Source organism: Rhizobium sp. L43 (assembly GCF_002531725.1).
Lineage (GTDB): Bacteria > Pseudomonadota > Alphaproteobacteria > Rhizobiales > Rhizobiaceae > Rhizobium.
Genome location: NZ_NWSQ01000011.1, coordinates 97,549 through 116,190, shown reverse-complemented (window position 1 = coordinate 116,190; position 18,642 = coordinate 97,549). Strand labels below are relative to the sequence as shown.

Here is an 18,642-nt window from a genome sequence, read left to right as displayed (position 1 = left end):
TCCCGGCGGGACGCAGCCGGCTCAGCGGCCGGCCTGCATCGTCTTCGGTGCCGGGACCGAAAGCGAAGCGGTGATGTCTTCCATCGGCGCGAGCTGGTCCAGCGGCCCGATCGCCGAAAGCGTCGGCACCGTGTCGTAAAACAGCCGGCCGGCGAGATCGGTCAGCCGCTCGATGGTGATGCCTTCCAGCCGTTCCATCATCTCCGGATTGGAGATCGGCTCGCCGTAAAGCATCATCTGCCTGGCGATCTGGCCGGCGCGCGACGCCGGGCTTTCCTGGCCCATCAGCAGCTGGGCGCGGATCTGGGCGCGGGCGCGCTCGATTTCCTTCTGGTGGATCTGATCGGCTGACTTGTGCAGCTCGTCGATGATGACGGGCACCAGTTCCGGCAGGTTTTCGCCGCCGGTCGCGGCATGAATGCCGAAAATGCCGGTGTCGGAAAAGCCCCAGTGGAAGGCATAGACGGAATAGCAGAGACCACGGAACTCGCGCACCTCCTGGAACAGCCTGGAGGACATGCCGCCGCCGAGGATATTGGCGAGGATCTGCGAACAGTAGAAATCGCGGGCGTGGTAGGGTTTGCCCTCGAAGCCGAGCAGGATCTGCGCATCCATCAGGTCGCGCGGTTCGCGCACGCTGCCGCCGATATAACGCGCCGGTTCCATGACGGGCGGGGCGGAAGGCGAAGTCGGCAGGCTGGCGAAACGCTCCTCGACCATGCGGACGAATTCTTCATGCTCGACGGCGCCGGTGGCGACCACGAACATGCGGTCGGTCGTGTAGTTGCGGCCGAGATAGCCGCGGATCTGCAGCGGCGTAAAGGAGACGACGGTCTCCGGCGTGCCGAGGATGGCCCGGCCGAGCGTCTGGTCGCGATAGGCGACCTCGGAGAACCGGTCGAACACCACGTCGTCGGGCGTGTCGTTGGCGGCGTTGATCTCCTGCAGGATCACCTGCTTCTCACGCTCCAGCTCCTCCTCCTCGAAGGCCGATTCGGTCAGGATGTCGGCGAGGATATCGACGGCAAGCGGCACGTGGTCCTTGAGGACGCGGGCGTAATAGGAGGTCGTCTCGGTCGAGGTGGCGGCGTTGACTTCGCCGCCGACATCCTCGATTTCCTCGGCGATCTGGCGGGCCGAGCGGCGTGCCGTGCCCTTGAAGGCCATGTGCTCGAGCAGGTGGGCGATGCCGTGCTCGTTGTCCGTCTCGTTACGCGATCCCGATTTGATCCAGACTCCGAGCGCAACGCTTTCAAGGTGCGGCATGGTCTCTGTAACTACTGTCAGCCCGGATTTCAGCCGGGTGCACTCAACTGTCATTGGCTATCTTTCTGCGCCTGCCGTCGTCTCGCCGCGGGCGTGTTTGCCGATAAAGGTTTCTACGGCTTTCAGCTCCGGTTCGATGATCTGGAAGCGCTCCTCCCTGTGCATCAGATCAGCAAGCCACGTCGGAAGCGCCGGGTCAATACCGCTGGCCGATTTTACGGCGACCGGGAATTTCGCCGGATGTGCGGTCGAAAGCGTCACCATCGGCGTATTCGGCTTTTCTTTCTTGTTGGCGACGTAGACGCCGATCGCCGAATGCGGATCCAGCAGATAACCGGTCTCGGCATGGGTCTTGCGGATCGTCTCGGCCACTTGGCTCTCGCTGGCGCGGCCGGCGCGGAAGTCGCGGCGGATCGCCTTCAGCGCCTGCGCGCCGATCTCGAAACCGTTGGACTGCTTGAGGCTTTCCATCGCCGCGCGCACCTTGGAGGCGTCGCGCCCATAGGCTTCGAACAGCAGCCGTTCGAAATTCGAGGAGATCTGGATGTCCATCGACGGCGACGTCGTCGCCTTGACCGCCTTCATGTCGTAGCGGCCGGTCTTCAGCGTCCGCGCCAGAATGTCGTTTTCGTTGGTGGCGATGACCAGCCGGTCAATCGGCAGGCCCATGCGCTTGGCGCAGTAGCCGGCGAAGATATCGCCGAAATTGCCGGTGGGCACCGTGAACGAGATCTTCCGGTCCGGCCCGCCGAGCGCCACCGCCGCGGTGAAATAATAGACGATCTGGGCCATGATGCGCGCCCAGTTGATCGAGTTGACGCCGGAGAGACGAACCTTGTCGCGGAAGGCGGCGTCGTTGAACATCGCCTTCACCAGGTTCTGGCAATCGTCGAAATTGCCCTCGACGGCAAGCGCATGCACGTTGGATGAAGACGAGGTGGTCATCTGCCGCTGCTGCACCGGCGAGACCTTGCCATGCGGGAAGAGGATGAAGATGTCGGTGCGCTCGCGGCCCGCAAAGGCGTCGATCGCCGCACCCCCGGTATCGCCCGAGGTGGCGCCGACGATCGTTGCCCGCTCGCCGCGCTTCTCCAGCGCATAATCCATCAGCCGGGCGAGCAATTGCATCGCCACGTCCTTGAAGGCGAGCGTCGTGCCGTGGAACAGTTCCATGACGAAGCTGTTCGGCCCGGTCTGGACGAGCGGCGCGATCGCCGGATGGCGGAAGGTGCCGTAGGCCTCGTCGATCATCGCCCGGAAGGTGTCGGCGGGGATCTCGCCATTGGTGAAGGGCGACAGGATGGTGAAGGCGACCTCCTGATAGCTCTTGCCGCGCAGCGCCCGGATTTGCTTCTTGGAAAAGCTCGGCCATTCCCGGGGAACGTAGAGCCCGCCGTCGCGCGCCAGCCCGGTCAGCAGAGCGTCGCAAAAGCCGAGGGCAGGGGCCTCGCCGCGGGTCGAGATATAGTCCACGTCAGTCATCCTTGATCTATCGCTGGAAGAAATCCGGCCGGGCGCAGCCGTGGCGCGCTCTGCCGAAAATGGGAGAGGGGCTGCCCTGCCGGCACGCCATCGCGGGTATCCTGTTGAAGTTGCCCGCATCCGGCGGCGAAAAGTGCATCAAAACGGTGCTTACCCAATCGATTTTTGTTTGCGCCGCTGATATAGACCATCGCAAACCGTCATGAAAGGCCTCGCGGAAAAGACATGGGGCCTCCAAGAAACGCTTGTACAAGGGATGGAATATGGTGCTCGGCAAGGTCTCGCGTCTCATCGTCTCCGCATCTGTTCTTGCCCTGCTCACTGGTTGCAACTCGCTCGGCATAGGCGGCGACAGCAAGCCGGCGGCGCCGGCCCAGCCGAACGGCACCGCCCAGATCATGCCGCTGGCCCCCGCCAATCCCTCCTCGAACAATCCGTCGATCGGCACCGCCACGACGGCGCAGGGCACCGTTGCCCCGGTCGTCCAGGGCGCCTGCCCGCAGATCTTCATGCGTGACCAGGATGCGATCTTCCGCACCTATGCCAAGGGCAAGAAGGACGATCCGCAGCAGATCGTCTTCCAGGCCTCGTTCGGCGATTACACCCGCCAGTGCTCGCTGAGCGACACGAACCTGACGATGACCGTCGTTGCCCAGCTGCGCCTGATCACCGGCCCGGCCGGCGCCCCCGGCCCGGTGACGCTGCCGATCCGCGTCACCATCCTCGACGGCGAGACCGTGCTCTATTCCGAGGTCACCAAATTCGCGACCGCCATCCCGGCAGGTGCCCCGGGCACCCAGGTGATCTTCCGCAAGGACGGCATCAAAATGCCGGTCGGCGCCGGCGCCCTGGTGCGCGTCAATGTCGGCTTCGACAGCCAGCCTGCGAAGACCAAGAAGAACAGTTAGAGAGATATCGGCGACTGTTTCCGGGGCCCGGATGCACCACCTTCCCTCATTCCTGTGCTCGTCACAGGAATCCAGCCACGGCGCGTCGGCGCCGTGAATGACCACTACGCAACGACGCCATTCTTCCGCGCCCAAGGACTTGGGCGCACTGGATTCCTGTGACGAGCACAGGAATGAGGGAGGAGAGAGTGTCGCCTGAGGCGGCTCTAGAGAACGTTGTCCCAGGCCGCCAATGCGGCGACGACGCCCGGTAGGTCGTTCATGCGGGAGATCGCTGTTTCGGCGCCGGCATCGGTCAATTTGTCGGCATGGGCGGGATAGCTGTGCGAGGCGCCGGTGAAGCCGATGACGCGCATGCCGGCGGCGCGAGCCGCATGCACGCCGTGCACGGAATCCTCGACCACGACAACCCTATCGGGCGACACGCCCATCTGGCTTGCACCGTGCAGGAAGATGTCGGGCTTCGGCTTGGCGCGGTCGGGGCCGAGATCCTTGGCGGAGAAAATGTTCGGCGCAAACAGCGGCTTCAGCCCCACCTTGCTCAGCATCATGTCGAGCCGCTTGCTGCTCGAATTCGAGCAGATGCAGCGCTTCATCGGCAGCCTGGAGACGGCGAATTCGACGCCGGCAATGGCCTGGACGTCGTTGGCCAGCCTGAGGTCGAGCATCTTCTCCGACTTATCGAGCAGCGAGGCCGAAAGCGGGATGCTCGCCTCGCGCTCGATCTGCAGCAGGATGTTGCGCCATGTCATGCCGGCGAAGCGCTCGCCCATTTCTTCGACGCCGATCGGATATCCGGCCTCCGTCAGCAGCGCGGATTCGACTTCCGCGGCGATGATTTCCGAATCGACCAGAACGCCGTCGCAGTCGAAGATGATGAGGTCGAAGCCGTCCATATGTTCACGCCTTGCTGAAAATCTGGGCCGAAAGCCTGGGTGTTGTCCGGGAATGCTGCGGCTTTACACGATGCTCGGCCAAAGCTCAACCTGATCTCAAGCATGGCTGCGATGCGGCATGCGACCGGCTCGGCGCCCCCGCTTCACCCGGGTGAACCCTCGCTTCACCCGGGCAACCACGACGCGCGTTCAGGCCGCTCCGGGCGGCCCCGCCACTTCGTAGCGCGCCCGGCTCAGGCTGACCAAGCTTGCTATGGCGGCGCAGCCGCCTGATACGACGACCGCAAAGTTGAGCGCTGTCGACAACGGCAAAGTTGCGAAAATGATCGACATCGAGATCCCGCCCAGCGTTTGGCCGAGAAGCCGCGCGGTGCCTTGCATGGCGCCCGCGGCACCACTTCTGGCCTTCGGTGCCGAGAGCAGGAGAATGCGGTTGTTCGGCGTCTGGAACAGCCCGAAACCGAGGCCGGTCAGCACCGTGCCGACGAGAAATGCGATGCCGCTCGGGTCGGGCGGGGTGAGGCCGGCCACCAGAAGGCCAAGCGCCATCAGCGCTCCGCCGATGGCGCAAAGCCATGCCGTCTTGACGCGGTTTGCCAGACGTCCCGAGACCGGCGCAATGATCGCCGTCGCGGCCGGCCAGGCCATCATATAGAGCCCGGCCAGAACCGGCGTCATGTGCAAGCTATGTTGCAGGTAGAAGGGGAGCGCGATGGTGCTCAGCATCTGGCCGCAGAAGCAGGAAATCGAGGCGATCACCGCCACGCGGAATGCCGGTGTCGCCAGGAGGTCCCTCGGGATAAGCGGGACGTCACTCTTCCGTTCGAGGCGCAGCAGGCCGAAAAGGCAGGCGAGCGATGCCGCGATGAGGGCCGTACCGCTGACCGGCGCGGTCGCTATCCGGTCGGCGCCTGAGAAGAACAGGATGAACATCGCCGTATTGGCCAGCAGCGCCTTCGCATTCAGCTTCCGCTTCGCGCCCTCGACGTGCCCGAGCAGGCCGCCACCGAAGAGAACGACGATGCCGAGCGGTATATTGACCGCAAACAGCCAGGGCCAGCTCGTGACGGAAAGGATGGCGCCGGCAATGCCCGGGCCGGCAGCCGAAGAAATGGCGATGATCATGGCGTTGATGCCGATGATCGGACCCAGCATGTGCTGCGGCAAGGCCTGGCGCAGGTTCATCATCGCCAGCGCCATGATCGCGCCGGCGCCGAGGCCCTGGGCGAAACGAGCCAGGATCAGCAAGGGCAGGTCACCCGCCAGAGCGCAGGCCGCGGAAGCCGCGGTGAACAGCGCGACGCCGATCAGGAAGACCCGCCGCGCGCCGTAGATTTCACCGAGCGCCCCGCAGGGAAGAATGGCGACGAGCACGGCCAACTGATAGGCCGAGACGACCCAGACGGTATTATCGGCTTTCGCGTGCAGCGAAAGCGCGATCGAGGGCAAGGCGACGTTGGCGATTGCGCCGTCGAGAACGACGAGAACAACGGCCAGAAGCAAGAGGGCAACAGCCAGATAGCGTCGAGGCGACGCCAGGCCGTCTTGAGCGATCGGTGCGGTGTAGGTGAGGGACATGGGAACTCCTCGGTGCTTGTGCGATGACCGACTAATTACGTCTCGCTGAGCTCATGCGCCAGACGCAACGAAATCAATAGACCGTTGCGCAAGGCGCCATGCCTGATTAGACTTGCACCATGTCCGATCTCGATTTCAATCTCCTGGTGGCGCTGGATGCGTTGCTGCGCGAGCAGAGCGTATCGGCCGCCGCCCGCCGGCTTGGCCTCAGCACATCGGCCATGAGCCGGACGCTTTCGCGCTTGAGGACGGCGCTCGGCGATCCGATCCTCGTGCCGGCCGGGCGCGGCATGGTTGCGACGCCCCATGCCCTGGCGATTGCCGAGGACGTCCATGTGTTGAAAGACGCGGTGAAAACGGTGCTGAGCCCACCATCGACCGTGGAAATCCGGGAGGTGCGGCGCGACTTCACCATCCGTGCCAACGAGGCCTTCGTGCTTCTCTACGCCGCCGACCTCAGCGCCGCCGTGACCAACGCTGCGCCGGGAATAAGGCTTCGCTTTGCGCCGAGATCGGACAAGGATGTTCAGGCTTTGCGGGACGCGGCGGTCGATCTGGATATCGGCGTCCTGCCGCGCGACGGCGGCGAACTGCGTTGCCAGACCCTGTTCGAGGATCGGTTTGTCGGTGTCGCCAGGGTAGGGCATCCGATCTTCGATGCAGGGATAACGGCCGAACGTTATGCCGCATTGGGCCATGTGGTGTTCTCGCCGCAAGCAGACTACGTCGGCCCCGTCGACCGGGCGCTCGCCAAACTGGGCCATGAGCGTAACGTCAGGCTGATCGTGCCGAGCTTTCCGGCGGTGATCGCCGTCGCGGCGGCATCCGATCTGATCGGCTCGGTTCCTAAGTCCTATTGCAAGTCCGCGATAAGGGAGATCAGGACCTTCGACCTGCCGGTTGCCGTGCCGGGTTTCAACATCGTCCAGGCCTGGCACCCCCGCATGGATGCAGATCGCGCGCATCGCTGGCTGAGGGCGCTGATTTTCGAGACGTTCCACGCGATGAGCTGAGGAAGCGCCCAGCCAAAGCAAGCGCTGCGCCCTGTTTCGCTGGAATGAAAGAGCGATCCTGTAGGGCACAGCGTGTTTACAACGAAGCCGTCAGGCGGCCCACTGCGCGCTCCGCCGGCCGGCTGCAGATTGCGGCGAAGCCGTCGCACGCAGCTTGAACCGGGAAACGAGTTCACGCAGCTTGGCGGCTTCCTGCGCCAGCTGGCTGGATGCAGCAGTCGATTGCTCGACCATCGCGGCGTTCTGCTGGGTCACCTGATCCATGGAATTGACGGCGGTATTGACTTCGGCAAGGCCGGTCGACTGCTCTCTTGCCGAGACGGCGATGGCATCCATGTGCTGGTTGATGCGGGCAATCTGTTCGCTGATCGCGCTCAGAACCTGGCTGGTGTCGAGAACCAGCTTGACGCCGCTTTCCACTTCCTCCGACGATTTCTCGATGTGGCCCTTGATTTCCTTCGCCGCCTTCGCCGATCGCTGGGCGAGCTCGCGGACTTCCTGGGCCACCACCGCAAAGCCCTTGCCGGCCTCGCCGGCGCGCGCCGCTTCGACGCCGGCATTCAAAGCCAGCAGATTGGTCTGGAAGGCGATCTCGTCGATCACGCCGATAATGCTGGAGATCTGCTGCGACGACGCCTCGATGCGGCGCATGGCCTCTTCGGCATGCGACACCACCTCCGAAGACTTGGCGGCATTGCGGTTTGCATCGGTTGCTTCCGTGCGCGCCTCGTCGGTGCGCTTGCTCGAGTTCGAGACATTGGCGGTAATCTGATCGAGCGCTGCGGCGGTTTCCTCGAGCGAGGCTGCCTGCTGTTCGGTGCGTTTCGACAGATCGCCGGCCCCGGAGGCGATTTCCCTGGTGCCTTCATCGATCGCCGTAATGGCAGCCGCGATCGCGCCCAGCGTCTGGTCAAGCTGGCGGATCGACATGTTGAAATCATGCCTTAGGCTCTCGAAATCGGGGGCGAACGGCTCTTCGATCTGGAACGCGAGATCGCCTGCCGCAAGCCGCTTCAAGCCGGCGGCAAGGCCTGAGGTCGCTGCCCGCAGCCGTTCGGCGGCATCCTCGTCAGCCTGTTTGCGGGCCGTGACACGCTCGGCTTCGCCCTGCAGGCGCGCTGCCTCGGCGTCTTGTTCGAGTTTCCTGTTGGCAATCGCCGCCTGGCGGAAAACTTCGACAGCCGATGCCATTGCGCCGATTTCATCGGTGCGGCCGATCGCGGTGCTTGAAATGGCCGTGTCGCCGCCGGCAAGCCTTTGCATATCGTTGGAAAGGGCGAGGATGGGTTTGGTGACGCTCTTGCGGGTCAGGAAATAAAGGCCGACGGCGAAGATTGCGGCCAAGGCCAGAATTGCTTTCAGAGCCATGCCCACCGAGGCCTTAACCTCAGCGCTACGCTTGGAAATCTCGTCTGATGTCGCCGTGATCTGATCGCCGGTCTGTTCCATTCCCGTTTCCAGCGCGGAAAACTGCGCCATGAAGTCGGGCAAGGCCTTCAATGCCGCCGCCGGATCCCGGCCGGCAAGATCGATAATTTTGGTGGCGCTTTCGACATAGGCGATGAGGGGAGGTTCGATGCCGGCAAGGATGGTTTTGGTCTTTTCGTCGGTGGCCAGCGCCCGGTTGGCGTCGATCATTTCCCGGAACGATGTCTTGTGCTCGGCTAGATCCGCCTTCACTGCCTCGGGGTCGATGCCGGCTGCCGGGTTGGACGCCAGCATGGCGGCCAGCACGTCGGCGCGCAGCGCGTCATGCATCATGTCGGCCTGCATGTGGTTGCGCAGAATTTGCGCTGACTGGGCGACATCGGCGCTGTTGGCCGAGAGGGTGGCGGCAGACCAGATGCCGACGCCGGTGGCGCCGCCCGCCAAGGCGAAAATCGCAACGCTTGCAATGATGATTTTATGCTGGATCGACGCCATAGCCGGGCTCTCACGTTAATGTAGAACTTGAGAGTATCGAAACATGCTTAATGATTTCTCAGCGAGGCGTCGCTAAGTCGCATAAAAAACAATAGGTTGTGGTGTTTGGCTTATTCGATGAGCGGTTGAGTTCGCGGCGGGATTGGCGGGGAGAAGGAGTGGGCTCGGGTGCGCGTTGGCAGGGAACCGGAATGAGAGAAGGGCGGAACGATCAGCCCTCATGGTGAGGAGGCCCGAAGGGCCGTCTCGAGCCACGGGGGCGGGTGGCTCTGCACCAACCGCAACATCTGTATTGTTGGAGCAACCGCGGTGGCCGGCCCCGTCCTTCGAGGCCCCTGCGGGGCGCCTCAGGTGAGACCGGAGAGAGGGCGCATTCGGGGTGGCCTTCAAGGGCAACCTACGCATCGACCGGGAAAAGCATAAAAACTGCCGGTCGCCTTCCGGAGAAAACATCGAGCGGCTTTCGGCCGTCCGCCGCGCCCAGCCTTTGTCGAGGAAGCTTGAGAGCAGCGCCTTGCCGAAGCTGCCGGCCAGATGGGCGCGTCTTTCGCTCCAGTCGAGGCAGGAGTCGCACCAGCTTAAAGAACAGCAGGACGGCAGCAATCAGGGAGTTGATGGACCGCCTGGGTCCTCGGACGGTTGGTACAAGAAGTCTGTCTGCATCACCCGCTGCACTCTGGTTGGATGTTACTCGTAAAGGGAATAACCAAAGGTGATGGAGCATAGGAGGGAAGGAGCGCGTCTTGGGTTGGCATGCTTACATCGACGAAAGCTACACACCTGATGGTGATGCTTACGTGATCGGCGGCTGCATCGCGACAGATCAGGATTGGGCCATTTTCTCTGCCGAATGGTGCTTGTTTACAGAGCGATTTGGCCGCCTTGATGCCCGCGGCCATCGGTATTTTCACATGGCCGAGATGGCGCACCGCTTGGAAGAGGTCGGCTTTTTCTATTCGGTCATAACCAAGCACGTACCTGTCTTTGTATCCGCTCGCTTCAACAGGTCAGAATTCAACCGCGCGGAATCGAATTTACATTCCAGGAACTGCGATAGAATGGGACCGGCAAAATTACTACTGGATCGCCTTACGGTGTCTTATGGACAAGTTCCATTTAGAACGGCCGCAGCTCGATCGAATCATTCCGCAGAATGAAGTAGTTCAATTTCATATGGACGAGACGTCAGACAGAAAATCCGTCGAGCGGATGTGGGCGGAGTACATCGCTCATCGACCGAACGATATTCGAGATCGTTACGCAGCAATTCCAGTTTTCGAAAACGACAAGCATGTTCCACCCTTGCAAGCGGCGGACTTTTGGGTTTGGTGGGTCCGGGAGTGGTGCGATATTGGGCAGCCGGATAAAATAGTGCGTCATGATTTTGGAGAGTTTGTAAAGCCAACCAAATGGCGGTCACCTCGCGCGACGATGGACATCGCGTTCACAGCAGAACAATTTTTGCCAACGCTCGAACGAATGGCAAAAAATCAGTCAGGAAGGAATGTAATCGTTCTGTCCGGCGGGCAGGATGCAGACCTTTGATCTGCGTTGCAGAAGCGGTGCCTCAAGCGAAGAGGGTCTCGCAGCTTCCTCTATCTGATCGACCGAGGCCTGATAAAAGCGACTCCATCCTTGCGCTGGATTTGCTCTACCCATCGACCGGGAAAAGCTTCAAAAACTGCCGGTCGCCTTCCGGAGAAAAGAGGATCGAGCGGCTTTCGGCTGTGCGTCGCGCCCAGCCCTTGTCAAGGAAATTGGAAAGCAGGGCCTTGCCGAGGCTGCCGGCGAGATGGGCGCGTCTTTCGCTCCAGTCGAGGCAGGAGCGGCAGAGCGGGCGGCGTGAGGATCTGAGGTTGCCGACATCGATGCCGATGCATTTGAGATCGCTTTCGCCCTTTTCCGTCAGCGCCAGGCCGTCTCCGACCGCATCGATCGCGCCTGAGGCAATCAGGCTGTCGAGCATGCGCACGCCGTAATCGCCGGCCAGGTGATCGTAGCAGATGCGCGCCTTGCGCAGCGCCGGCTCCTTCGGTCCCGGCCGATGGCGCAGATGGCCGCGTCCGGCGGCAAAACCCATCATGCTTTCGATCAGCCGGGCGACGGCCTCGTCGGCCAGCGTGAAATAACGATGGCGCCCCTGCTTGCGCTGGGCAAGCAGCCCGCCGGCTTCGAGCTTGGCCAGATGCGTGCTCGCCGTCTGCACGGTGATGCCGCCGACGCCGGCAAGTTCGGTCGCCGTCAGCGCCCGCCCGCCGGTCAGCGCCGCCAGCATGTTGGCGCGGGCGGGATCACCGATCAGCGCACCGATCTGCGCAATGTCTGGACCTTCCTTCATACTTCGATCGTAACCGAAGCATCGCCGTCAGGCAATGTGCGAAAAAGGATGAAGAGCAAAGGAGAAAACCATGATCACCTGCTTCATCCGTTATCAGATCGACCCTTTCAAGAAGGAGGCGTTTGCCGAATATGCCCGCAACTGGGGCCAGGCAATCCCGAAGAATGGCGCCGATCTGATCGGCTACTACGGCCCGCACGAGGGATCGGCAACGACCGCTTACGGCGTCTACAACATTGAAAGCCTCGCCGCCTACGAAGCCTATCGCGCCAGGCTGGCAGCCGACCCGCTCGGCCGCGAGAATTACGAATTTGCCAGACGCGAAGGCTTCATCCTTAGGGAAGACCGCATCTTCCTCAAAAATGTCTCCGCCCCTCACGCCAAGCTGGTGCTGCCATGATCGCCGTCATCTTCGAAGTCGTGCCCTATATGGGCGAACGCCACAAATATCTGGATCTCGCCGGCGAGTTGCGCTCGGAACTCGAAAAGATCGACGGCTTCATCTCGATCGAGCGTTTCGAGAGCCTGACGAACCGCGGCAAGCTCTTGTCGCTCTCCTTCTTCCGCGACGAGGCGGCGGTGAAGCAATGGCGCAATCTCGAGGCGCACCGGGCAGCCCAGCAGGCCGGCCGCGGCGGCATCTTCGCCGATTACCGCCTGCGGATCGCCAGCGTCGTCCGCGATTACGGCATGTTCGAACGCGACGAGGCGCCTGATGACAGCCGCAGGGTTCACGATGCGGCTTGATCCGGGCGGCGAGAGCTGCCGACAGGTAATGGCGTGCGAATTTGTGTCACCTCCCGGATTAGTTTTTGCCGGAGATGCTGGGTGTGTTGACAATGTGCCTTTCCGTGAAGGTATCTGCGCATGCCGCGCAACGGATATGGGGGGAAGCAGGTTGGAGGAACTGGAGGGCTTTTGGGCGCAACTGTCGGATGAAAGAACAGGATACTCAGTCATTATCGAAGATGACGGCGGGAAGGCCTATGCATATCTCTTGGATGCCGCCGGGGTGATGGTCAGCGATGTGTGGTTGTACAATCGCGGTCCCGCCCCTGAGACGGTGGATTGGAGCGACCCTTCAAAGCTGCCTTTTTCAAATCCGGCAGAATTCGTAAGCGATGTCGATTTCAAACCGATAGGGAGCACCTCCGAGCTGCTCGTTCAGTGGAAGCAATCTGCCGTTCGGCCGATTGAGGCGCACCTATGGGTGCGAGGACAACTATTCGCGATACTGCAACACGGGATCGGGCCTGGGAGGTCACGGCTCGCCGCCAAGGACGGCCCCTTGGCGAAGGTGTTGGAACTCTAGCTGGACGTCCTGGCCAGAGTGATCAACCGGTTCAGCGAGAACTGAAATAAACTCGTTCCACCGCCTGGCAGCCAGCCATGCGGCCAGCCGGCCCGACTGTCGGAGCAATAAATTCCCGAAATCGGCCATCGCTTCAGGCTTTGGTAACTAAGTTGGGTAACCATAACGGACAGTTAAGCGTAGAGCGTATGAGTGAGTATCAGAATGGCATCAGTTTTTCCGCTTGCCGACCTCAAGGCTTCCGTCAAGTCGGATACCCGGCAGGATTCCAGGCCCGGGTCTTGGGTTGACACGATCATCAAGGGCGATTGCGTCAGCGCCCTTGAAGCCTTGCCCAACCACTCCGTCGATATCATTTTTGCCGATCCGCCGTATAATCTCCAGCTCGGCGGAACGCTGCACCGTCCCGACCAATCGCTGGTCGATGCGGTCGATGATGAATGGGATCAGTTCGCCTCTTTCGAGGCCTATGACGCCTTCACCCGCGCCTGGCTGCTGGCCTGCCGCCGGGTGCTGAAGCCGACAGGCTCGATCTGGGTGATCGGCTCCTACCACAATATCTTCCGTGTCGGCGCCACGCTGCAGGATCTGAACTTCTGGATCTTGAACGACATCATCTGGCGCAAGACCAATCCGATGCCGAATTTCAAGGGCCGCCGTTTTCAGAACGCCCATGAGACGATGATCTGGGCAAGCCCCAACGCCAAGGCCAAGGGCTATACCTTCAATTACGATGCGATGAAGGCCGCCAATGACGATGTGCAGATGCGCTCGGACTGGCTGTTCCCGATCTGCAACGGCGGCGAGCGGCTGAAGGGCGAGGACGGCAAGAAGGTGCATCCGACACAGAAGCCGGAAGCGCTGCTGGCCCGCGTCATCATGGCCTCGACCAAACCGGGCGATATCGTGCTCGATCCCTTCTTCGGTTCGGGAACGACGGGCGCTGTTGCCAAGCGCCTCGGCCGCCACTTCGTCGGCATCGAGCGCGAGCAGGATTATATCGATGCGGCCTCGGCCCGCATTGCCGCCGTCGAGCCGCTGGGCAAGGCGGAACTGACTGTCATGACCGGCAAGAAGGCCGAAGTCCGCGTCGCCTTCAACGTGCTTGTCGAAAGCGGCCTGATCAAGCCCGGCCAGGTGCTGACCGACGCCAGGCGCCGCTACAGCGCGATCGTGCGCGCCGACGGCACCGTCGCCTCGGGCGGCGAGGCCGGCTCCATTCATCGTCTCGGCGCCAAGGTGCAGGGTCTCGATGCATGCAACGGATGGACCTTCTGGCATTTCGAAGACGGGCAGTCCCTGCGCCCGATCGACGATCTCAGGTCCGTCATCCGCAGTGATCTGGCAAAGGCGGAGTGAGCAGCGCCTCTACGGATCGAAACGACCTTCTTCCGATTTCCCTCCAGTTGCGGAAGAAGACCAAGGCGCCCGGGGTCAAACCCGGGCGTCTTCTATTCAAAAGTCCTGGTAATCGGTGACCTCGACCCTTGTGACGCGGCCTTCCGCGTTGAAGGTGATCGTCTCCTCGCCCTCGCGGATCAGCGGCTTGCCCGTCTTGCTGTGGGTGGCGCGCACCGGCCAGACCGATCGGCCGGAGAGCGGCGTCAACGTTTCCACCAGCGAATTTTCCGCCGTCTGATCGGGATAGTCGTCGAAGTAACGACGGAAGGCGGCCATGATCTCCGCTCGCCCGGCAAGGCTGCCGACGCCGTTCGAGACATAGGTGGCGTCCTCGGCGAAATAGGCCTCGATTGCGGGAAAATCGAGGGCGTTGATGGCGGCGTGGAAGCGTTCGATCTCTTCTGCGGGGTCGAAAGCCATGAGTTTCAGACCTTCAATCCGTAAGCGTCAAGATCGTGGCGGAGCTTCTCAGCGCCTGAAAACAGCACCGCATTCCAGCCGTAGGCCTTGGCGCCTTCGACATTGGCCGGCGCATCGTCGATGAAGATCGTTGCTGCGGGATCGAGGCCGAAGCTTTTCGTATGCGTCTCGTAGATCGCGATATCGGGCTTGATCAGGCCGACATCGCCGGAAACGGTGACGCCGCGCGGTAGGTTGAGGAAGGGGAAGCGGGCTTGCGCCTCGCGGAAGGTGTCGGAGGCGAAGTTGGTGAGCATCGTCACGTCGCGCCCTTCGGCGATCAGCCCTTCCATGATCGCGACGCTATCCTCGTAGGCGTGCGGCACCATCTCGTGCCAATATTTGCGGAAGGCGCGGATATGTTCCTCACGCGCCGGGTGCTGTTCGATCAGCAGCGCTTCGGCCTCCGCCCAGCTGCGGCCGCGGTCCTGCTCGATGTTCCAGTCATGGGTGCAGATATTGGCGAAGAACCAGTTGCGCTCGGTCTCATCAGGGATGAGGCGGGCGAAGGGAAGATGCGGATCGTAATGAATAAGGACTTTGCCGATGTCGAAAACGATATGTTTTATGCCGATGGTCATGGTCATCCCTTGGATGTTTTGAACGCGAGAGGAATAGCCGCTGCGATCGCTTTTTTCATGACGGTCGGCAAGGCCTGGGCTTCAAGATTTGTAACCGGCTCCCACCATCCGTCAGCGCCGATTTTCGTGGCGATCGCCGCGCGCCAGATCGAAAGCCTGAGCTCGAAATGGGTAAAGACATGAGTGACGGTGCCGCAAGCCTGCCAGGCCGCCTCGAAGGGCGCGGCCGCAGCCGAGGTTTCGCCGTCGATGCGCGCCGTCCACGCCGTCGTCGGCACCTCGGTCATGCCGCCGAGCAGGCCGCTGTCGATGCGCCGCCGTAACAGGATTTCGCCGTCACCAGTCACCGCGACGAAGGCTGCGCCGTATCGCACAGGCTTCTCCTTCTTCGCCGCCTTCACCGGAAAGAGCTCGGGATCGGAAAGCTTCAGCGCCTCGCAGGCGCCCCGGAAGGGACAGAGCGAACAGGCCGGCCGCTTCGGCGTGCAGATCGTCGCACCCAGATCCATCATCGCCTGGGCGAAATCGCCGGGCCGGGCCGCCGGCGTCAGCAGCGCCACCTTCTCCTTCATGGCGGGCTTTGCGGCCGGAAGCGGCGTTTCGATGGCATAGAGCCTGGAGATCACCCGCTCGACATTGCCGTCCATCACGGCCGCCTGCCGGTTAAAGGCGATGGCCGCGACGGCGGCGGCCGTATAGTCGCCGATGCCGGGGAGCGATTTCAGGCCCTCTTCGGTATCGGGAAAGGCGCCGCCATGCTCTTTCGCCACCGCTTCGGCGCATTTCTTCAGGTTGCGAGCCCGCGCGTAATAGCCAAGCCCCGCCCAGGCGGCCATCACAGCGTCGTTCTCGGCCGCGGCTAGATCGGTCACCTCCGGCCAGCGCTGCAGAAACTTCTCGAAATAGGGTTTGACCGCCTGCACCGTCGTCTGCTGCAGCATCACTTCGGAAAGCCAGACGTGATAGGGATCGGGTTTGATGCCGCGCGCCGCCATGCCGGGCGAGACACGCCAGGGCAGGTCGCGGTGGTGCCGGTCGTACCAGTCGAGCAGGGGCTTGGCGGAGGGCGTGTCGAGTGTAATGATCGTCATGATTTGCCGCGATGCGGGGAAGTGCCTATACTTGGCGAAGCAATGCCGCGCGATCAAGTCGACTGTGCGAATTGCCTGTGCGATTGGCAGGGGCGCCCAAGGGTTTCGATGAGTTATCCACGCAAAGGTGCAAAGCAGATCTCCGAGCTGGCGAACGGGCTGATCGATCCCGTGCTTGCGCGCCGCGCCGGCATCAACACGGCGCTGCTCGGCTCCTGGAGCGAAATCGCCGGCGAGGATTTCGCCGATTGCACCCGGCCGGAAAAGATCGCCTGGGCCCGCGGCGGCAACGAGGCCGGCGGCTTCCGCCCCGGTGTGCTGACGATCGCCTGCGAAGGCGCCCGCGCGCTGTTCCTCACTCATGCCCAGGGCGAACTCATCCAGCGCATCAACAGCTTCTTCGGCTTCGCCGCCGTCCATCAGATCCGCATCGTCCAGAAGCCGGTCTCTCAAGCCATCCGCCGCTCCCGCACCCCGCCACCGCTGAAGGGCGAAGCCGCCCGCAAGCTCGAAGGCATGATGGAGGGGATAGAGAACGACAAGCTGCGCCAGGCGATTCAGCGCTTGGGCACTGCGGTGATGGGAAAACGGGGGAATCAACGCTGATGAGCAAAACGCCCTATCTCCGCATGCTTAGTTTTTTGATCGTGCTTCGACAAGCTCGCGGGTAACAGCGAATTCCATCTTGCCCGAGACAGAGCTATAAGGCTCGCACTCTGTGATCGCATCAGCGATCAATGGGGCTGCGGTTTTTTCCCATTCGGATGGTGGAGTGCGGAAGTTGATGGATAAAAAGTCGGCAGATCCATCCTTGATGACCGCTACAACCAGGAAGCTATAAGCACTCGGCGCGTCCGCAGGCAGCTTTAGACATTTAAGCATCTGATTGAAAACAATACTACCGCTGTCTTCAGCGGCGAGCACGCTCTTGACGTTTATGGCCAATGCGACAGATGCAATAAGAACGTAATAGAGAAAAGTCTTAGTCAACGAATGCATTCAAATACCCCTCTGAATAATCGTCTGCTATACTTGTATAGCAGACGGGAGAAAAATCATGCTGGTCTTGCAGTTGCCCGCTGATATCGAAGTGCGGCTGATTGAGCTTTCGAGGCGTACCGGCCGCAGCAAGAGCTTCTATGCGCGGCAAGCCATCCTCGCGCATCTCGACGACCTCGAGGATGTCTATTTTTCCGAAAGACGCAGGGCGAGAGCGATACCGTGCCGCTGGCCGAGCTGTTGGCGCGTCATGGCTTGGACAACTGAGTTTCATCGAGCAGCCGATGTGAGGTGGGCCGCCGCCTCGATGTAATCCCGCAATTTTTGATCTATCGTCTTCCCGCGGTCACAATTCTTTGAAGGAAGTTGGTGAACCGTGGCTTGTGAGCGGCCGTCAGCCGTTATATCGCACAGTCACGCCGTCAATCTCATTACGTTATGGGGAATCCATGCAGATGTCCGAAATGCAACTGACGAAACGCCGCCTGCTCAGCGGTATCGCCATCGCCGCAGCTGCCGTAGCGCTTGTCGCCTGCAACGACAGCAAGGACGCTGCCGATGCTTCGTCCTCCGGCAAGACCATGGCTGATGGCACCAATGTCGACACCATGCAGACGGCGGCTACAGCGGCGACCGAAATGCCGGAGTCCGACGGCGATGTCGACATGGCCGAAGTGCTGAAGCCCGGCGCGCTGCCGGAGATGGCGCTCGGCAAGGCCGATGCTCCGGTCAAGATCGTCGAATATATGTCGATGACCTGCCCGCATTGCGCCCATTTCCACAACACCACCTTCGACACGATCAAGCAGAAATATGTCGACAGCGGCAAGGTGCAGTTCATCATCCGCGAATTCCCCTTCGATCCGCGCGCCGCCGCAGCCTTCATGCTTGCCCGCTGCAGCGCCGCCAATCCGGAACAGTTGAGCACGCCGGAACAGTATTTCCCGATGGTTTCGATGCTGTTCAAGCAGCAGCAGATCTGGGCCGCCGCCGATGATGGCCGCGCCGCACTGCTGCAGATGTCGAAGCTTGCCGGATTTACTGAGGATAGCTTCACGAAATGCTTGACGAACCAGAAGCTTCTGGATGAAGTGAATGCCACGCGGGAAAGAGGTTCCAAGGATTTTGGCGTCAACGCCACCCCGACTTTCCTGATCAATGGCAAGCGCTACTCTGGAGACATGCCGGTTGACACTTTGTCGAAGCTCATCGACAGCCTGCTCTGAACCGGATCGTTTCGATAGAACGGGCGACGGCGAAAGCCGTGCGCCCGTTTTTCGTTTTCAGCGCAGTTTGCAGGCGTGGCCCCCTCATCCGCCTGCCGGCACCTTCTCCCCGCTGGGGCGAAGGGGATTTGCCGCAGCGTCTCGATGCCCTCTTCTCCCCAGCGGGGAG

General features: G+C 61.7%; 20 protein-coding genes and 2 pseudogenes. 11 read left to right on the top strand and 11 right to left on the bottom strand.

Annotation, left to right across the window (positions count from 1 at the left end; genetic code table 11):
- Positions 1–21 precede the first annotated feature (21 nt).
- Positions 22–1,320, bottom strand: a complete 1,299-nt coding sequence (locus tag CO667_RS16215) for a pitrilysin family protein (protein WP_097619334.1) — start codon at positions 1,318–1,320, stop codon at positions 22–24.
- A 3-nt stretch (positions 1,321–1,323) separates the two neighbouring features.
- Positions 1,324–2,748, bottom strand: a complete 1,425-nt coding sequence (gene thrC / locus CO667_RS16210) for a threonine synthase (protein WP_097619333.1) — start codon at positions 2,746–2,748, stop codon at positions 1,324–1,326.
- 263 nt (positions 2,749–3,011) lie between these two features.
- Between thrC and CO667_RS16200 the strand changes: the two genes are divergently transcribed.
- The gene (locus CO667_RS16200; protein ID WP_097619331.1) at positions 3,012–3,656 is read left to right on the top strand and encodes a hypothetical protein; all 645 of its coding nucleotides are present in this window, start codon (positions 3,012–3,014) and stop codon (positions 3,654–3,656) included.
- A 206-nt stretch (positions 3,657–3,862) separates the two neighbouring features.
- Here the strand turns inward: CO667_RS16200 and CO667_RS16195 are convergent, their stop codons facing one another.
- Entirely contained in the window at positions 3,863–4,552 is a 690-nt protein-coding gene (locus tag CO667_RS16195; RefSeq protein ID WP_097619330.1) for an HAD family hydrolase, read from the bottom strand.
- Positions 4,553–4,741: 189 nt separating this feature from the next.
- Positions 4,742–6,130, bottom strand: a complete 1,389-nt coding sequence (locus CO667_RS16190) for an MFS transporter (protein WP_179874159.1) — start codon at positions 6,128–6,130, stop codon at positions 4,742–4,744.
- A 119-nt stretch (positions 6,131–6,249) separates the two neighbouring features.
- Here CO667_RS16190 and CO667_RS16185 point away from each other — a divergent pair, with 119 nt between their 5' ends.
- Complete coding sequence (locus CO667_RS16185; RefSeq protein WP_097619329.1) at positions 6,250–7,143, top strand: LysR family transcriptional regulator; 894 nt, start codon at positions 6,250–6,252, stop codon at positions 7,141–7,143.
- Between the two features lie 90 nt (positions 7,144–7,233).
- On the opposite strand, the gene CO667_RS16180 is transcribed toward CO667_RS16185, so the two are convergent.
- Positions 7,234–9,066, bottom strand: coding sequence for a methyl-accepting chemotaxis protein (locus CO667_RS16180; RefSeq protein WP_097619328.1), 1,833 nt, complete (start codon positions 9,064–9,066; stop codon positions 7,234–7,236).
- A gap of 397 nt (positions 9,067–9,463) precedes the next feature.
- Positions 9,464–9,633, bottom strand: a pseudogene (locus tag CO667_RS16175) (transcriptional regulator); the annotation flags it as partial.
- Between the two features lie 176 nt (positions 9,634–9,809).
- Here CO667_RS16175 and CO667_RS35905 point away from each other — a divergent pair.
- Complete coding sequence (locus CO667_RS35905; protein ID WP_245433146.1) at positions 9,810–10,223, top strand: hypothetical protein; 414 nt, start codon at positions 9,810–9,812, stop codon at positions 10,221–10,223.
- Positions 10,168–10,611, top strand: a complete 444-nt coding sequence (locus CO667_RS35900; protein WP_245433145.1) for a DUF3800 domain-containing protein — start codon at positions 10,168–10,170, stop codon at positions 10,609–10,611. Before CO667_RS35905 ends, CO667_RS35900 begins: the two co-directional genes overlap by 56 nt.
- A gap of 106 nt (positions 10,612–10,717) precedes the next feature.
- Here the strand turns inward: CO667_RS35900 and CO667_RS16165 are convergent, their stop codons facing one another.
- Entirely contained in the window at positions 10,718–11,404 is a 687-nt protein-coding gene (locus CO667_RS16165; RefSeq protein ID WP_097619327.1) for a metalloregulator ArsR/SmtB family transcription factor, read from the bottom strand.
- Between the two features lie 70 nt (positions 11,405–11,474).
- Here CO667_RS16165 and CO667_RS16160 point away from each other — a divergent pair, with 70 nt between their 5' ends.
- From CO667_RS16160 to CO667_RS16145, 4 genes are all read left to right on the top strand, one after another.
- The gene (locus CO667_RS16160; RefSeq protein ID WP_097619326.1) at positions 11,475–11,804 is read left to right on the top strand and encodes an NIPSNAP family protein; all 330 of its coding nucleotides are present in this window, start codon (positions 11,475–11,477) and stop codon (positions 11,802–11,804) included.
- Positions 11,801–12,151 carry an antibiotic biosynthesis monooxygenase gene (locus CO667_RS16155; protein ID WP_097619325.1) on the top strand — a complete coding sequence of 117 codons (351 nt, stop codon included), beginning with the start codon at positions 11,801–11,803 and terminating at the stop codon, positions 12,149–12,151. The genes CO667_RS16160 and CO667_RS16155 overlap by 4 nt, the downstream gene beginning before the upstream one ends.
- Positions 12,120–12,716, top strand: a complete 597-nt coding sequence (locus tag CO667_RS16150; RefSeq protein ID WP_179874158.1) for a hypothetical protein — start codon at positions 12,120–12,122, stop codon at positions 12,714–12,716. Before CO667_RS16155 ends, CO667_RS16150 begins: the two co-directional genes overlap by 32 nt.
- A gap of 204 nt (positions 12,717–12,920) precedes the next feature.
- On the top strand, positions 12,921–14,075 hold the full coding sequence (locus CO667_RS16145) for a site-specific DNA-methyltransferase (RefSeq protein WP_097619323.1): 1,155 nt from the start codon (positions 12,921–12,923) through the stop codon (positions 14,073–14,075).
- A 96-nt stretch (positions 14,076–14,171) separates the two neighbouring features.
- Here CO667_RS16145 and CO667_RS16140 read toward each other — a convergent pair whose 3' ends face one another.
- From CO667_RS16140 to mutY, 3 genes are read right to left on the bottom strand one after another with little or no spacing between them, the layout of a single operon-like run.
- On the bottom strand, positions 14,172–14,537 hold the full coding sequence (locus CO667_RS16140) for a nuclear transport factor 2 family protein (protein ID WP_097619322.1): 366 nt from the start codon (positions 14,535–14,537) through the stop codon (positions 14,172–14,174).
- Between the two features lie 5 nt (positions 14,538–14,542).
- Positions 14,543–15,157 (bottom strand): HAD family phosphatase, encoded by a 615-nt coding sequence (locus CO667_RS16135; RefSeq protein WP_097619321.1) that lies wholly within the window; start codon positions 15,155–15,157, stop codon positions 14,543–14,545.
- 2 nt (positions 15,158–15,159) lie between these two features.
- Positions 15,160–16,248, bottom strand: coding sequence for an A/G-specific adenine glycosylase (gene mutY / locus CO667_RS16130; protein WP_097619320.1), 1,089 nt, complete (start codon positions 16,246–16,248; stop codon positions 15,160–15,162).
- A gap of 108 nt (positions 16,249–16,356) precedes the next feature.
- Here mutY and CO667_RS16125 point away from each other — a divergent pair, with 108 nt between their 5' ends.
- Positions 16,357–16,854, top strand: a complete 498-nt coding sequence (locus CO667_RS16125; RefSeq protein ID WP_097619319.1) for a DUF721 domain-containing protein — start codon at positions 16,357–16,359, stop codon at positions 16,852–16,854.
- Between the two features lie 27 nt (positions 16,855–16,881).
- Here CO667_RS16125 and CO667_RS16120 read toward each other — a convergent pair whose 3' ends face one another.
- Positions 16,882–17,247, bottom strand: a complete 366-nt coding sequence (locus tag CO667_RS16120; RefSeq protein WP_097619318.1) for a hypothetical protein — start codon at positions 17,245–17,247, stop codon at positions 16,882–16,884.
- Positions 17,248–17,305: 58 nt separating this feature from the next.
- On the opposite strand from CO667_RS16120, the pseudogene CO667_RS16115 reads away from it, so the two are divergent.
- A pseudogene (locus CO667_RS16115) lies at positions 17,306–17,514 on the top strand (TraY domain-containing protein).
- A 182-nt stretch (positions 17,515–17,696) separates the two neighbouring features.
- Positions 17,697–18,473 carry a DsbA family protein gene (locus tag CO667_RS16110; protein ID WP_097619317.1) on the top strand — a complete coding sequence of 259 codons (777 nt, stop codon included), beginning with the start codon at positions 17,697–17,699 and terminating at the stop codon, positions 18,471–18,473.
- Positions 18,474–18,642: the final 169 nt, after the last annotated feature.

What these genes read in the sequence shown, in the direction of transcription:
- CO667_RS16215 (WP_097619334.1), bottom strand. Translation starts at nt 1,320, where the DNA reads ATGACAGTTGAGTGCACCCGGCTGAAATCCGGGCTGACAGTAGTTACA.
- thrC (WP_097619333.1), bottom strand. Translation starts at nt 2,748, where the DNA reads ATGACTGACGTGGACTATATCTCGACCCGCGGCGAGGCCCCTGCCCTC.
- CO667_RS16200 (WP_097619331.1), top strand. Translation starts at nt 3,012, where the DNA reads ATGGTGCTCGGCAAGGTCTCGCGTCTCATCGTCTCCGCATCTGTTCTT.
- CO667_RS16195 (WP_097619330.1), bottom strand. Translation starts at nt 4,552, where the DNA reads ATGGACGGCTTCGACCTCATCATCTTCGACTGCGACGGCGTTCTGGTC.
- CO667_RS16190 (WP_179874159.1), bottom strand. Translation starts at nt 6,130, where the DNA reads ATGTCCCTCACCTACACCGCACCGATCGCTCAAGACGGCCTGGCGTCG.
- CO667_RS16185 (WP_097619329.1), top strand. Translation starts at nt 6,250, where the DNA reads ATGTCCGATCTCGATTTCAATCTCCTGGTGGCGCTGGATGCGTTGCTG.
- CO667_RS16180 (WP_097619328.1), bottom strand. Translation starts at nt 9,066, where the DNA reads ATGGCGTCGATCCAGCATAAAATCATCATTGCAAGCGTTGCGATTTTC.
- CO667_RS35900 (WP_245433145.1), top strand. Translation starts at nt 10,168, where the DNA reads ATGGACAAGTTCCATTTAGAACGGCCGCAGCTCGATCGAATCATTCCG.
- CO667_RS16165 (WP_097619327.1), bottom strand. Translation starts at nt 11,404, where the DNA reads ATGAAGGAAGGTCCAGACATTGCGCAGATCGGTGCGCTGATCGGTGAT.
- CO667_RS16160 (WP_097619326.1), top strand. Translation starts at nt 11,475, where the DNA reads ATGATCACCTGCTTCATCCGTTATCAGATCGACCCTTTCAAGAAGGAG.
- CO667_RS16155 (WP_097619325.1), top strand. Translation starts at nt 11,801, where the DNA reads ATGATCGCCGTCATCTTCGAAGTCGTGCCCTATATGGGCGAACGCCAC.
- CO667_RS16150 (WP_179874158.1), top strand. Translation starts at nt 12,120, where the DNA reads ATGACAGCCGCAGGGTTCACGATGCGGCTTGATCCGGGCGGCGAGAGC.
- CO667_RS16145 (WP_097619323.1), top strand. Translation starts at nt 12,921, where the DNA reads ATGGCATCAGTTTTTCCGCTTGCCGACCTCAAGGCTTCCGTCAAGTCG.
- CO667_RS16140 (WP_097619322.1), bottom strand. Translation starts at nt 14,537, where the DNA reads ATGGCTTTCGACCCCGCAGAAGAGATCGAACGCTTCCACGCCGCCATC.
- CO667_RS16135 (WP_097619321.1), bottom strand. Translation starts at nt 15,157, where the DNA reads ATGACCATCGGCATAAAACATATCGTTTTCGACATCGGCAAAGTCCTT.
- mutY (WP_097619320.1), bottom strand. Translation starts at nt 16,248, where the DNA reads ATGACGATCATTACACTCGACACGCCCTCCGCCAAGCCCCTGCTCGAC.
- CO667_RS16125 (WP_097619319.1), top strand. Translation starts at nt 16,357, where the DNA reads ATGAGTTATCCACGCAAAGGTGCAAAGCAGATCTCCGAGCTGGCGAAC.
- CO667_RS16120 (WP_097619318.1), bottom strand. Translation starts at nt 17,247, where the DNA reads ATGCATTCGTTGACTAAGACTTTTCTCTATTACGTTCTTATTGCATCT.
- CO667_RS16110 (WP_097619317.1), top strand. Translation starts at nt 17,697, where the DNA reads ATGCAGATGTCCGAAATGCAACTGACGAAACGCCGCCTGCTCAGCGGT.